Annotated in this window: 13 protein-coding genes; 6 read left to right on the top strand and 7 right to left on the bottom strand. The window is 61.5% G+C overall.

Annotated features, from left to right (window positions below):
* Position 1: 1 nt before the first annotated feature.
* From AC6JBC_RS09030 to AC6JBC_RS09005, 6 genes are all read left to right on the top strand, one after another.
* Positions 2 to 1,072: a 5-(carboxyamino)imidazole ribonucleotide synthase gene (locus AC6JBC_RS09030; protein ID WP_498023894.1), complete on the top strand. Its 1,071-nt coding sequence runs from the start codon at positions 2 to 4 to the stop codon at positions 1,070 to 1,072.
* Complete coding sequence (locus AC6JBC_RS09025; protein ID WP_464788992.1) at positions 1,069 to 1,569, top strand: dihydrofolate reductase; 501 nt, start codon at positions 1,069 to 1,071, stop codon at positions 1,567 to 1,569. Before AC6JBC_RS09030 ends, AC6JBC_RS09025 begins: the two co-directional genes overlap by 4 nt.
* A gap of 43 nt (positions 1,570 to 1,612) precedes the next feature.
* The gene (locus AC6JBC_RS09020; protein ID WP_498023893.1) at positions 1,613 to 2,554 is read left to right on the top strand and encodes a bifunctional riboflavin kinase/FAD synthetase; all 942 of its coding nucleotides are present in this window, start codon (positions 1,613 to 1,615) and stop codon (positions 2,552 to 2,554) included.
* Between the two features lie 113 nt (positions 2,555 to 2,667).
* Positions 2,668 to 5,580 carry an isoleucine--tRNA ligase gene (gene ileS, locus AC6JBC_RS09015; RefSeq protein WP_498023892.1) on the top strand — a complete coding sequence of 971 codons (2,913 nt, stop codon included), beginning with the start codon at positions 2,668 to 2,670 and terminating at the stop codon, positions 5,578 to 5,580.
* A 142-nt stretch (positions 5,581 to 5,722) separates the two neighbouring features.
* Positions 5,723 to 6,235 (top strand): signal peptidase II, encoded by a 513-nt coding sequence (gene lspA, locus AC6JBC_RS09010; protein ID WP_498023891.1) that lies wholly within the window; start codon positions 5,723 to 5,725, stop codon positions 6,233 to 6,235.
* Positions 6,235 to 6,648: a DUF3035 domain-containing protein gene (locus tag AC6JBC_RS09005; RefSeq protein ID WP_196226372.1), complete on the top strand. Its 414-nt coding sequence runs from the start codon at positions 6,235 to 6,237 to the stop codon at positions 6,646 to 6,648. Before lspA ends, AC6JBC_RS09005 begins: the two co-directional genes overlap by 1 nt.
* A 12-nt stretch (positions 6,649 to 6,660) precedes the next feature.
* On the opposite strand, the gene AC6JBC_RS09000 is transcribed toward AC6JBC_RS09005, so the two are convergent.
* The 7 genes from AC6JBC_RS09000 to AC6JBC_RS08970 form a co-directional block, all read right to left on the bottom strand.
* A complete protein-coding gene (locus AC6JBC_RS09000) occupies positions 6,661 to 6,990 on the bottom strand; it encodes an ArsR/SmtB family transcription factor (RefSeq protein ID WP_498023890.1) in 330 nt (109 codons plus the stop codon).
* Positions 6,977 to 7,432, bottom strand: coding sequence for an SRPBCC family protein (locus AC6JBC_RS08995; protein WP_498023889.1), 456 nt, complete (start codon positions 7,430 to 7,432; stop codon positions 6,977 to 6,979). Before AC6JBC_RS08995 ends, AC6JBC_RS09000 begins: the two co-directional genes overlap by 14 nt.
* A 62-nt stretch (positions 7,433 to 7,494) precedes the next feature.
* Positions 7,495 to 9,429, bottom strand: a complete 1,935-nt coding sequence (gene dxs, locus AC6JBC_RS08990; RefSeq protein ID WP_498023888.1) for a 1-deoxy-D-xylulose-5-phosphate synthase — start codon at positions 9,427 to 9,429, stop codon at positions 7,495 to 7,497.
* A gap of 49 nt (positions 9,430 to 9,478) precedes the next feature.
* Positions 9,479 to 9,943 (bottom strand): Fur family transcriptional regulator, encoded by a 465-nt coding sequence (locus tag AC6JBC_RS08985; protein WP_464788986.1) that lies wholly within the window; start codon positions 9,941 to 9,943, stop codon positions 9,479 to 9,481.
* A 47-nt stretch (positions 9,944 to 9,990) separates the two neighbouring features.
* Positions 9,991 to 10,317: a DUF423 domain-containing protein gene (locus AC6JBC_RS08980; RefSeq protein WP_498023887.1), complete on the bottom strand. Its 327-nt coding sequence runs from the start codon at positions 10,315 to 10,317 to the stop codon at positions 9,991 to 9,993.
* Positions 10,314 to 12,134, bottom strand: coding sequence for a cation:proton antiporter domain-containing protein (locus AC6JBC_RS08975; RefSeq protein WP_498023886.1), 1,821 nt, complete (start codon positions 12,132 to 12,134; stop codon positions 10,314 to 10,316). Before AC6JBC_RS08975 ends, AC6JBC_RS08980 begins: the two co-directional genes overlap by 4 nt.
* On the bottom strand, positions 12,134 to 12,556 hold the full coding sequence (locus AC6JBC_RS08970) for an iron-sulfur cluster assembly scaffold protein (RefSeq protein ID WP_498023885.1): 423 nt from the start codon (positions 12,554 to 12,556) through the stop codon (positions 12,134 to 12,136). The genes AC6JBC_RS08975 and AC6JBC_RS08970 overlap by 1 nt, the downstream gene beginning before the upstream one ends.
* Between the last annotated feature and the right edge of the window lie 72 nt (positions 12,557 to 12,628).

The following is a 12,628-nucleotide window of genomic DNA, read 5'->3' as shown; positions in this document are numbered from 1 at the left end:
GATGACGACCATCGCGCCCGGTTCCACCATCGGCATCCTTGGCGGCGGCCAGCTCGGCCGGATGATCGCGATCGCCGCCGCGCAGCTTGGCTATCGCGCGCATATCTATGCGCCGGAAGAAAGTGGCCCCGCCGCAGACGTGTCACGCTGCTGGACTCGCGGTGCCTATGAGGACACCGCCGCGCTCGCCGCCTTCGCCGACAGCGTCGATGTCGTCACCTATGAGTTCGAGAATATCGACCCTGCTGCCGTCGAAGTCCTCTCCACCCACGGACTCGTCCGTCCCGGTGCGCAGGCGCTCCGCGTGGCGCAGGACCGCCTCGCCGAGAAGAACTTCGTCCGCGATCTCGGCGGCCTCACTGCCCCCTTCGCTTCGGTGGAAAGTCTCGATGATCTTCATCAGGCCATCGCCACGATCGGCAGCCGTGCGATCCTGAAGACCAACCGCATGGGCTATGATGGCAAGGGGCAGGCGCGGATCAACGATCCGGCGGACGCTCCCGCCGCCTGGGACGCCATCGGTCAGCAAAGCGCCATCCTGGAAGGCTTCGTGACCTTCGAGGAGGAGTTTTCCGTCATCCTCGTGCGCGGCGCAGATGGCGAAGTCCGCTTCTGGGACTCGCCCGCGAACGTCCATGTCGACGGCCTCCTCTCCACCTCCACCGCCCCTGCTGGCCCAAGCATTGAGGCGCAGGTGGAGGCGGCACGCGCCCTCGCCGCGCAGGTCGCCGAAGCGCTCGGCTATGTCGGCGTCCTGACGCTTGAATTTTTCGCCAGTGCCGATGGTCCCGTCTTCAACGAAATGGCCCCCCGCGTCCACAATAGCGGCCACTGGACGATCGAGGGTGCGATCACCAGCCAGTTCGAAAACCATGTCCGCGCCATTTGCGGCCTCCCATTGGGCGACACCAGACTGGCGGCACGGCGAGTGCAGATGCACAACCTCATCGGTGAAGAAGCCGACGCTTGGGCGGCGATCCTGTCCGATCCCGCCGCCCATCTGCATCTCTATGGCAAGCATGAAGCCCGCCCGGGCCGCAAGATGGGCCACGTCACCCGGCTGACCCTGTGAGCGAGGCCCAAGAAGTCGTCCTTGTCCTCGCTCGTGCCGATAATGGCGTGATTGGCAAGGATGGGGGGCTACCTTGGCGGTTGCCCGCCGACCTCAAGCATTTCAAAGCGCTCACCCTCGGTCACCCGATGATCATGGGCCGCAAGACGTTTGACAGCCTGCCCGGCCTGCTTCCCGGCCGCCGCCACATAGTCCTCACCCGCGATACTGGCTGGAGCGGGGAGGGGGCAGAGGTCGCCCATGACGTCACGTCCGCCCTTCGCCTAGCGGGCGGTCCCGCCGCCATGGTGATCGGCGGGGCAGAGGTCTATCAGCTCTATCTGCCCCACGCCGACCGCATTGAACTGACCGAAGTGCATTTCGACGCCCCCGGCGACGCCGTGATCCCTTATCCCGACGCTACGCAGTGGAAGGAGGCAGCCCGCGCCGATCATCCGGCGGAGGGCGCCTATCCCGCCTACAGCTTCGTCACTTTCCGCCGCCGCGCCGACCTGTGAAGCCGCATTGCCAGCGTCCGGCCATCTCCCTATAGCCAGCGCCATGGAGCGGCTGGAAAGCGGCGCCCCGATCCCTGCCCATCTGCGCGGGAGCATCATGGCGCTGGGCAATTTTGACGGATTTCACCTCGGTCATCAGGCGGTCGTCGGCCGTGCGGTGGAGCGTGCCCGCGCGGAAGGGCGTCCCGTCATCGTCGCGACGTTCGACCCGCATCCGATGCGCCTGTTCCGCCCCGAAAACCCCTGGTTCCGCCTTACCAGCCTTGACCAGCGGCAGCGCCTGTTCGCCGCCGCCGGGGCCGACGCGATGCTGGTTTTCGCTTTTACTCGCCAACTCGCCGCTTTGAGTCCGAAAGATTTTGTCGATCTGCTGGTAGACGGCATGGGCGTCGCGGGCGTCGTCACGGGTCAGGATTTCACATTCGGCCAAGGCCGCACTGGCACCGTAGATACGCTTGCCGAACTCGGCGCCGTACGAGGCATGAGCGCCGAAGCCGTCGCGCCGATCACGGACGAAGGCGGGGAGGTGGTCTCCTCCAGCCGCATCCGTACCGCGCTGAAAGCCGGAGACTGCACTACGGCAACGCGTCTGTTGACACGCCCCTTCGCCATCCAAGGGCTGGTCCAGCATGGCGACAAGGTCGGCCGCACGATCGGCTTCCCCACCGCCAATGTCGATCTTGGCCATTACATCCGCCCGGCCTACGGCATCTATGCAGTGCGCGGCCTGCTGCCCGATGGCCGCATTCTCGACGGCGCGGCCAATCTCGGCATCCGGCCCAGCTTCGATCCGCCGAAGGAATTGCTGGAGCCGCACTTCTTCGATTTCTCCGAAAGCCTCTACGATCAATGCATCGAGGTGCAGTTGATCGAATTCCTCCGGCCAGAGGCGAAATATGAAGGCCTCGAAGCCCTCACGGCTCAGATCGCCAGGGACTGCGACGCCGCGCGGCAAATCCTTGCGAGAACGCCGCACCTCGCCTAATGCACCGGGCACATTTTCTCACCCGTTCGGGCTGAGCCTGTCGAAGCCCTTCCCTTTTTCTTAATGGGGCGCAGTCTTGGGCCGAATGGCAAGGCAAGCAGATACCAGATCAGATGACCGACCAGCCAGACTACAAGTCCACCGTCTTCCTCCCCGTAACGGACTTCCCCATGAAGGCGGGCCTCGCGCAGAAGGAACCGGCGATCCTCGCGCGCTGGGAGGAAATGGACCTCTACGGCAAGCTGCGCGAGCGCCGGAAGGGCCGCGAACGCTTCATTCTTCACGACGGTCCGCCCTACGCCAATGGCGACATCCACATGGGCCATGCGATGAACAAGGTTCTCAAGGACATCATCGTCCGCAGCCAGTCGCTGCTTGGCAAGGACGCCCCCTATGTCCCTGGCTGGGACTGCCATGGCCTTCCGATCGAATGGAAGATCGAGGAGGAATATCGCAAGAAAAAGCAGAATAAGGACGAGGTTCCCGCACAGGAATTCCGCGCCCAATGCCGCGCCTATGCGGACAAATGGGTCGGCGTCCAGAAGGAGCAATTCAAGCGCCTTGGCGTCATGGGCGATTGGGATGATCCCTATCTCACCATGAAGTTCGACGCCGAAGCTACCATCGTTTCTGAACTGCTGAAATTCGCGGAAAGCGGCCAGCTCTATCGCGGCGCCAAGCCCGTCATGTGGTCCCCGGTCGAAAAGACCGCGCTGGCCGAGGCGGAAGTCGAATATGAGGACATCGTCTCGACCCAGATCGACGTGGCGTTCGAGATTGTCGAAGCGCCGAACGCGCCGGAACTGGTCGGCGCCCATGCGGTGATCTGGACGACGACGCCCTGGACGATTCCGGTCAATCAGGCTTTGGCTTATGGCGAAGATGTCGATTATATCGCCATCCGAGGTCGTCAGCTCATTCGCAAAGAGGGCGTTGGAACGGTCACATCAGGTGACCAGATGGAAACCCATTGGGAAGGCGTTGTTCTCATTGCGGCGAAACTTTTTGACGAGTTTCGTGGTCGTTCGGCATTCTTGCCTGACAATGACCAGTTTGTTGAGCCGCTTTGGCGCGGCAAAGGCACCGATCTCGCCGGAGCCGTCGCCCGCCACCCGATGCACGCTCTCGGCGGCTTCTTCGCCAAACCCCGCCCGTTCCTCGCAGGCGATTTCGTCACAACCGAAGCAGGCACCGGCCTCGTCCACATGGCGCCCGACCATGGCGAGGACGACTTCGCCCTCTGCAAGGCAAATGGCATCAACCCGGTGTTCGCCGTTGAGAATGACGGCAAATATCGCGAAGACTGGCTCTGGCTCGGCGGTCAGGGAAGCGTCATCAATCCCAAATTCGTCGGCAAGGACGGCCCGATCTGCACCGACTTGGCGCAGGCAGGCGGCCTGCTCGCCGCATCTGACGACTTCAATCACAGCTATCCCCATAGCTGGCGCTCCAAGGCCAAGATCATCTTCCGCTGCACCCCGCAATGGTTCATTCCGATGGACCGCGCGATCAGCGACGGCGTCATCCCACGCTGCGCCGAGGAAGAAGCCATCCTCGCCGCCCAGAGCAATGGCGCGACCCTGCGCGGCACCGCGCTCGACGCGATCGAGAATAGCCGCTGGGTGCCCGAACGGTCGATCAACCGCATCCGCTCGATGGTGGAGGGCCGCCCCGACTGGGTGATCAGCCGTCAGCGCGCATGGGGCGTCCCTATCGCCCTCTATGTCCATCGTAGGACCGGCGAATATCTCGTTGATAAGGCAGTAAATGCCCGCATCATAGAAGCATTCAAGGGCGCAGGGGCCGACGCGTGGTTCGGCGCGGACCATCAGGCGCTGCTTGGCCCCGATTACGACCTCAACGACTATGAGGTTGTGAACGACATTCTCGACGTCTGGTTCGACAGCGGCTCGACCCACAGCTTCGTGGTCGAAGGCCGCTATGGCGAGGGCGTACGCGCCGACCTTTATCTCGAAGGCTCCGACCAGCATCGCGGCTGGTTCCAGTCCTCACTGCTCGAAAGCTGCGGCACGCGTGGTCGCGCGCCCTACGACGCCGTCCTTACCCACGGCTTCGCACTGGACGGGCAGGGCCGAAAAATGTCGAAGAGCCTCGGCAATGTGGTCGATCCGCTGAAGGTCATCGCGGAAAGCGGCTCCGACATCCTGCGCGTATGGGTCGCCAGCACCGACTATTTCGATGACGTCCGCATCGGCAAGGAAGTGTTAGCCGGATCGTCCGATGCCTACCGCAAACTTCGCAATAGTTTCCGTTACTTGCTTGGCGCTCTTTCGGATTTTTCGGAAGAAGAGAGGTTGCCGGTCACGGAAATGCCGCAGCTGGAGCGCTACATGCTCCACCGCCTCGCGGCTCTCGACGCAGAGCTTAAGGGCGTCGTCGAAAAGGCTGCGGGAAACGAAAACTGGCTGGAGTTCAGCCGCTACACCCGCGCGCTATTCGACTTCGCCAATAGCGACCTGTCGGCCTTCTTTTTCGACATCCGCAAGGACTGCCTCTATTGCGACGCGAAGACCGATCTCAAACGCCGTGCCTATCGCACTGTGCTCGATACGCTCTTCCACGCTCTTGTCCGCTACGCCACGCCGATCATCCCCTTTACGGCTGAGGAAGTTTGGCAAAGTCGCTATCCAAACCACGAAGAAAGCGTCCATTTCCTGGAATGGCCAGAGGTTGATGCGGCTTGGCTCAGCCAAGGCCTGGATGACAAATGGACCGAAATCCGCAACCAGCGCGATCAGGTCAACGAAGCCATCGAACCTCTCCGCCGCGAAAAGGTCATCCGCTCCAGCCTTGAAGCCGATGTGGCCATGGGCATGCAGGTTTCCAGCGACGGTGTGAACTTCGCAGAAATCGCCATTGTCGCCCGCATCGAAACAGGCGTCGGCGACGGCATCGTTGTCAAGCCGAGCGAGTGGCACAAATGCGGTCGCTGCTGGCGTCTGCTGCCCGAAGTCGAGGAGGACGGCGCACTCTGCAACCGCTGCGACGAAGTGCTGGCAGATTGAAAACCTGCTGTCCTACAGGCGCAGGCTTCGGCTATAGCCCACGGCCTACCGCCCGGCGGCAGGTGAACAATATTACGATGGCGCTTTTCAGGGATATGTTCGTGTCACCTTCATCACCAAAAAAGCATGTGGTGCGCCACTGATGGCAACTGTCAATCGCCGCCCGCTTGGCCTGATCGTCGCGATCGTCACGCTCGCGCTGGATCAACTCATCAAATATACCGTCACCTATCCGCTCGCGCTCAAGAGCCGGATGGATGAAGGAATCGAGATCCTACCGATCTTCCGCCTGCGCTGGCTGGAAAATCGCGGTGTTTCGATGGGCTTCTTCCATGCCGACACAAACATGATGCGCTGGCTTCTCGTGGGCATGACGATGCTGATCGCTGGCTTTGTCGGCGTTTGGATGTGGCGGGAAAAGGCGCGGCAGGATGTTGCAGCCCTTGGATTGGTCCTTGGCGGCGCCATTGGAAATATCGTTGACCGTGTTCGCCTTGGCTATGTCGTCGATTATGCCGATCTGCACTTTGGCGAATGGCGGCCCTTTCTCATATTCAACCTGGCCGACGCTGCCATCACGATCGGCGTGCTGATCCTGCTTGCACGGGCGTTGCTGCTGCGCGAGAAGAGCGCAAAGACGGAGTCACTGAACTGATGCGTAAACTGATCCTCGCCGCTGGCCTGATTTCCATGCTGTCCGCCTGCGGTGGCGGCGGCGGCCTGTTTAACCGGGCTCGCCCCGATGAGTTCGCTGTCTCGCGTCAGGCGCCGCTGGTGATCCCGCCCGATTATGCGCTGGTCCCGCCTGCGCCGGGTACGCCCGCCGCTGCGTCGGTCGATTCGAGCCGTGCGGCCATGGAAACCATGTTCGGTGGCCCTGCCCAGCGCAGCGCGGCTGAAAGCGCAGCGTTGAGCGAAGCAGGCCGTGCCAATGCGGCGGCAGGCATCCGCTCCTCCGTTGGCGATCCGGGCACGGAAGTCGTCGACAAGGGCGCCGCGACCCGCGAAATCATCGCCGCGCCGGAAGGTGATGGGCAGGATGCTCGCGCTGCGATCCCGCAGCAGTAAGGCAGGAGGAAATTAGGGCTGGCTCTCGACGAAGTTCTTGAGCCTGCCCAAAGTCTCATCCCATTGGCCTGAGACCTGAGCAAGCCAATCGCGCGCGTCCACGATCGCCTCAGGTTCCAGGGTGAAAAGCACCTCACGCCCGGATCGTGTGCGGCGCACCAGTCCCGCGCCCAGCAGGACGTTGAGATGCTTCGCGACCGCTTGACGGCTGATCGGCAGGCCCTCACCCAATTGGGCGATGGAGCGTTCCGTCCCATCGGAAAGTCGCCCAATCAGCCCCAAGCGCGTGACGTCACCCAATGCGGCAAACAGCCGCGCCGGTGCTTCCTCAACCTTCAACATATTTTCGGATATTCTTCACCTGCGCTGCCCAACCACCGTCGTTAGAGCGTATGACATTGCTTCTGCGCGGCTCAGGCACCTTGTCAAACCCGCTTTCCGTGACCGTCAACAATGTGCCGCTGCCAGCGGGCTCAAGCAGAAACTCGACCAATGTCCATTCCGGCACGGGTACGCCGCTGTCCATCAACTGCTTGTCACCGCCAGTCGCAGGCCATTCAAAAGCAAACCGCCTCATGGGTTCGACAGCCACGACCCGTGCTTCCCAGCGATATTCTTCGAAGCCGGGATAGGTCATATGCCCCGTCGATGCCTTGCCCGCGACAAAAGGCTGATCCAGAGCTACCTGGAACCAAGCTCCGAACTTTTCATGATCGATCAGCGCGCCCCAAACCTGTTCGACCGACGCGGCCATTTCGATGCTTTTACTGATTGAATCCACCATATAAGCAACCTCCAGATTGCTTATATGCGTTCTGCTTCAAGATATGCAACCATTTGGTTGCGTTATGCCCGGGCTTCTGTCGCTATTCCGGCGCTGTTATGCCGTAACGCCGTCAGTACGGTGTCGATGATCGCCGCCGCATCCAACCGCGCGTCTGCATATTGAAGTTCCGGCTTGTCCTGATCCTGGAAAACATCCGGCAGGCGCAGGGTTCGCAGCTTCAGGCCATTGTCGATCAGCCCCAGATCACTCGCCAGCGTCAATACATGGGCGCCCAAGCCCCCGATGGCGCCTTCCTCTACCGTCACGGCAACTTCGTGCGTGGTGAGCAGGCGACGGATCATCGCTTCGTCCAATGGCTTGGCGAACCGCAAATCCGCCACAGTCGTGGACAGTCCTTTCGCTTCCAAGGCCTCAGCGGCGCGCAACGCTTCCTCCAGACGGGTGCCGAGCGACAATATGGCGACCTGTCGGCCGTCCCGGACGATTCGTCCCTTGCCGATCTCCAGCTTCTCGGGCGTCGCCGGTAACGGCACGCCCACGCCATTGCCGCGCGGATAACGGACGGCGATCGGCCCGCTGTCATAAACGGCGCAGGTGTGGACCATGTGCACCAGCTCCGCTTCGTCGGAAGCCGCCATAACGACCATATTGGGAAGCGTGGCGAGGTAGGTGATGTCGAAGCTGCCCGCATGAGTCGAACCGTCTGCTCCCACCAGCCCGGCCCGATCGATAGCGAAGCGCACCGGGAGATTCTGGATCGCGACATCATGCACGACCTGATCATAGGCGCGCTGGAGAAAGGTCGAATAGATCGCGCAGAAAGGCCGCATGCCCTGTGCCGCAAGCCCGGCAGCGAAGGTCACCGCATGCTGTTCGGCAATCCCCACGTCGAATGAACGCTCTGGAAAAGCGTCCGCGAACTTGTCGAGGCCCGTACCCGAAGGCATGGCGGCGGTAATCGCGCAGATAGTGCTGTCGCGCCGGGCTTCGGCGACCAGGGCGTTGGCAAACACCGCAGTATAGCTGGGCGGCCCCGGAGGCGCCTTTGCCTGCGCCCCGGTGATGACGTCGAACTTCTGGACGCCATGATATTTGTCGGCTGCTGCTTCCGCTGGAGCGTAGCCTTTGCCTTTCTGGGTCACGACATGAACGAGGCACGGCCCTTCAGCGGCATCACGGACATTTTCCAGAACGGGTATCAGCTGATCGAGATTATGGCCATCGACAGGTCCGACATAGTAAAAGCCGAGTTCCTCGAACAAGGTGCCACCCATTGCCATGCCGCGGGCAAACTCATCGGTTTTGCGGGCGGCATTGTGGAGAGGGCGGGGTAATTTGCGTGCGAGCCGCTTGGCAAGATCGCGCAGGCCCAGAAATTCGCGGCTCGATACCAGGCGCGCGAGGTAGGCGGAAAGACCACCCACCGGTGGCGCGATCGACATGTCATTGTCGTTCAGAATCACGATCAGCCTGTTTCCGGCCTCGCGCGCGTTGTTCATGGCTTCATACGCCATGCCTGCCGACATGGCGCCATCACCGATCACTGCTATGCCCTTGCCCGGCTTTCCTGCGAGCTTGCTGGCAACGGCAAATCCCAGTGCCGCGCTGATGGATGTCGAACTATGAGCGGCGCCGAAGGGGTCATATTCACTTTCGGCCCGCTTGGTGAAGCCCGAAAGGCCGCCGCCCTGGCGAAGGGTTCGGATGCGGTCGCGCCGACCGGTCAGCACCTTATGCGGATAGCATTGGTGGCCCACATCCCAGACCAGCTTGTCATTGGGCGTGTCGAAAACATAATGGATAGCGGTCGTCAGTTCGACCACTCCCAGCCCCGATCCCAGGTGGCCGCCAGTCACCCCGACGGCAGAAATCACTTCCTGCCGGAGTTCATCGGCAAGCTGAGGGAGTTGCTCGGGCTTGAGCGTGCGCAGATCCGCGGGCCAGGTGATCTGGTCGAGCAGCGGCGTTGTGGGACTGTCATTCATTAAAGGCATAGACTCCCAAGCGCGCTAGGCCGTTCCTGATCAAAGCGCAACGCCTGCTTCACGCCACGCACTTGGCGCAGGTTCCGAGTATCTCGATCACGGGCCGTTCTGCCCGGAATCCTTGATGTTCCGCCACGGCGCGAACGTCGTTCGTCACCACATCATTATCGACATGGGTCGCTTCCTTGCAGTTGCGGCAGACGAGGAAGATGCAATCATGATGGCAGCCCGGATGTGCGTTGGCGATATAGGCATTCGCGCTTTCCACGCGCATGGCGATGTTGTTCGCCACGAACAGGTCGAGGATACGATAGACGCTGTTGGGCGCCACTCGCTTTCCCCGAACCTTGGAAACGCTGTCGGCAATGTCATAGGCCGACGTCGGCTTTTCTTCGGCAGCCAGCGCATCGAATATCGCAGCACGCATGGGCGTCCACTGCTCGTTCTGAGCTTCCAGCGCGTTGCGGGCTGCGTCGGCCAGGCTTGCGCCAGTGGGTTCGTGATGATGATGGTGTTCGGCCATATGGGTTCAATCTATGCGTGGGCGGGTTTGGGGGCAAGGGCGGCCTGTCAGGCGCGCCAATAAGCCCAAGCTGCCCATAACCACCCCGCAATCATCAACGTGCCACCGACAGGCGTCACAGCACCCAGCCAACGCGGACCTCCCATGGCCATGGCATAGAGGGTGAACGCGAAGATCGCGGCGCCCATCAGAAGCAGTAACGCCGGGCCGCGCGCGCCATTTGCCAGCGTCAGTGCAGCAACTGCGTGGATCAACTGATATAAGCCGCCAGTCCGCAACCATTCGGCCGCTTCATGGCTGGATGCGCCATGGGCACCAAAAGCGCCCGCAGCGATGGCGAGCACCGCTGAAAGCGAGGCCAGGACCGGGATCATGCGTTTTCCTCTTCTTCTCCCCGAGCCATCAGACGCATCCGCCTGCCGGGCCTGAACATCAGTTCCTTGGCGGCCAGCAATGTCCCTTGCTCGCCCTGGACCGTCAGCCGCTGATCATCATTTTCGCGATATTTGCGTTCAACCTCTTCTATTTCCGCCTGCGGCACGCCCAGCGTGTCCATCGCCTGGATTCCCATGCAAATGGCGGATTCGAAAACCTCACGGACAATCCCTGCAAGATCCATATCCTTCAACGCGAGCAATTGCCGCCGGTCGAAGGCGCGGACAAGCAGTGCTGCTTGAGGGAATGCCTCAGCGATAGGTTCCAGCACACGGCTGTCCAGCGACGGATCGTCATGGCAGAAAGCAATTAAGCGGGCTTCCTCGGCTCCCGAGCGGCGGAGCAAATCGATTCGCGTACCATCGCCATAATAGACTTTCATGTCGAACCGGCTCGAAACCTCGATCTGGGCGGGTTTCTTGTCGATCAGCACGACTTCGAACCCGTGCCCCATCAGCATCTGGGCGACAGTCTGCCCGAAACGCCCGTAGCCCACGATGATCGCGGTTCCGCGCGTGGCCTCGTCCGGGCCAGCGGGATTTCGCTGACCTTTCGGCTGCGCGAACTCCAACCTTCGGGCAAAGAGCATGAGAAATGGCGTCGTGGCCATGGAAAAGGTCACAATCGCGCTGAACAGGCTGGCGCCCTGAGGAGCGATCAAAAGGGCGTTTTGCGCCTGGGCGAAAAGAACAAAGCCGAATTCGCCGCCCTGGCTGAGCAACAGGCCCGCGCCGATCGCCTGCGTCCATTCCATGCCGAACAGCCGGGCAAGGCTGGTGATCAGCAATGCCTTTGTCATGACGAGCATCGCCGCCATGCCGATGACGAACAAGGGGTTCGCCGCAACGGCATGCAGGTCCAGCACCATCCCGACCGCGAGGAAGAACAGACCCAGCAGGATAGAGCGGAATGGTTCTACATCCGCTTCTATCTCATGCCGATAGGGAGAGTCGGCCAGCATCACGCCTGCGACGAATGCGCCCAGCGCCGTGGACAGGTGAAGCGCATGCATGAGGGCAGCAGCGGCAAGAACCGTGAACAGTCCGACTGCCACGAAAAGTTCACGCTCGCCCAATCGTCCCACTAGCTGAAGCAGAGGGCGCAGGATGAAACGCCCAGCCAGTACCAGTCCTGCAATGGCAGCAACCGTATAGCCCGCAAGCTGGATGCCTGGAGGGCCTCCAACATCCGCAGGGTTGCGTGACAATGCCGCCACGATGGTGATTAGCGGGACAATCGACAGATCCTGAAAAAGCAGGATTGAAAAGACTTTCTCGCCAAAAGGAGAGTTGATGCGTCCACTGCTTTTAAGGCTGGGCAGAACCTGTGCCGTGGAAGACAACGCCAAGGGGAGGCCTAGCGCAATAGCTGCGCCCCAGGTGAAGCCGGTCGAAAAATAGATGATCGCGGTCAAAGCCAAACCGCACATCACCACCTGGGCAAGGCCGAGGGCGAAGATGTCGCGTTTCAATCGCCAGAGCCGCGCCGGGTGAAGTTCAAGACCGACGAGGAAAAGCAACAGGACAATGCCAATTTCGGCAATCGCCAGCTTCGATTCCGCCCCGCCGACAAGGCCAAGACCTTGTGGGCCGACCAACGCCCCTGCAACCAGATAGCCAAGAACTGCGCCAAGGCCGAAGCGGCGGAAGATCATGACGAACAGCACCGCCGCGCCCAGCAGGATTACACCTTCGGACAGCAGGAGGTCGGTTGCATTGAGGGGCGCATGCGCCGCCGCGGCAGGGGGAGTAGGCATCAGGCCTCCGCCACGCGGGCGGCTTCTGCCACCGCCTCGAAACTCAGCCGGATCGAGGCGTGACGCGCCGGATATCCACGGGCGGGAGCGAGGACGGTCAATCCCGGCCAGAAATCCAGATCATCGCCCTCGCCAGCGAGATAGGCGGCCAGCTTGTCTCGCGCGGTCTCGAGTTCGGCTGCTGTCAGGCCAATTGCCTGAGCCGACATAAGCGCAGCCGAAGCCTGGCCGAGTGCGCAGGCTTTAACGTCCAGACCTAGCTCGACCAGCTTCCCGCCTTCCATTCTTACGTCTGCCGTCACTCGTGATCCGCAAGTGGGCGATCGTTTTTCCACGGTTGCCTGCGGCTGTGCCAGTCGCCGGTGATGCGAGATACTGGCGGCTAGGCGCAATATGTCCTTGTTGTAGAGGGGGGCGCTCATGCTTTCCCTTTAGGACAGCTAGGGCGCATGAGAAAGGCCGCAGACATCATCGGTAGATTATTCGCAGTTTGG

This window comes from Sphingobium sp. RC1 (genome assembly GCF_059738765.1).
The sequence above is the reverse complement of the archived record's forward strand: the minus strand, read 5'-3'. Positions and strand labels throughout refer to the sequence as shown.

Coding starts and splice junctions, on each gene's coding strand:
- AC6JBC_RS09030 (WP_498023894.1), top strand. CDS start 2: ATGACGACCATCGCGCCCGGTTCCACCATCGGCATCCTTGGCGGCGGC.
- AC6JBC_RS09020 (WP_498023893.1), top strand. CDS start 1,613: ATGGAGCGGCTGGAAAGCGGCGCCCCGATCCCTGCCCATCTGCGCGGG.
- ileS (WP_498023892.1), top strand. CDS start 2,668: ATGACCGACCAGCCAGACTACAAGTCCACCGTCTTCCTCCCCGTAACG.
- lspA (WP_498023891.1), top strand. CDS start 5,723: ATGGCAACTGTCAATCGCCGCCCGCTTGGCCTGATCGTCGCGATCGTC.
- AC6JBC_RS09005 (WP_196226372.1), top strand. CDS start 6,235: ATGCGTAAACTGATCCTCGCCGCTGGCCTGATTTCCATGCTGTCCGCC.
- AC6JBC_RS09000 (WP_498023890.1), bottom strand. CDS start 6,990: ATGTTGAAGGTTGAGGAAGCACCGGCGCGGCTGTTTGCCGCATTGGGT.
- AC6JBC_RS08995 (WP_498023889.1), bottom strand. CDS start 7,432: ATGGTGGATTCAATCAGTAAAAGCATCGAAATGGCCGCGTCGGTCGAA.
- dxs (WP_498023888.1), bottom strand. CDS start 9,429: ATGCCTTTAATGAATGACAGTCCCACAACGCCGCTGCTCGACCAGATC.
- AC6JBC_RS08985 (WP_464788986.1), bottom strand. CDS start 9,943: ATGGCCGAACACCATCATCATCACGAACCCACTGGCGCAAGCCTGGCC.
- AC6JBC_RS08980 (WP_498023887.1), bottom strand. CDS start 10,317: ATGATCCCGGTCCTGGCCTCGCTTTCAGCGGTGCTCGCCATCGCTGCG.
- AC6JBC_RS08975 (WP_498023886.1), bottom strand. CDS start 12,134: ATGCCTACTCCCCCTGCCGCGGCGGCGCATGCGCCCCTCAATGCAACC.
- AC6JBC_RS08970 (WP_498023885.1), bottom strand. CDS start 12,556: ATGAGCGCCCCCCTCTACAACAAGGACATATTGCGCCTAGCCGCCAGT.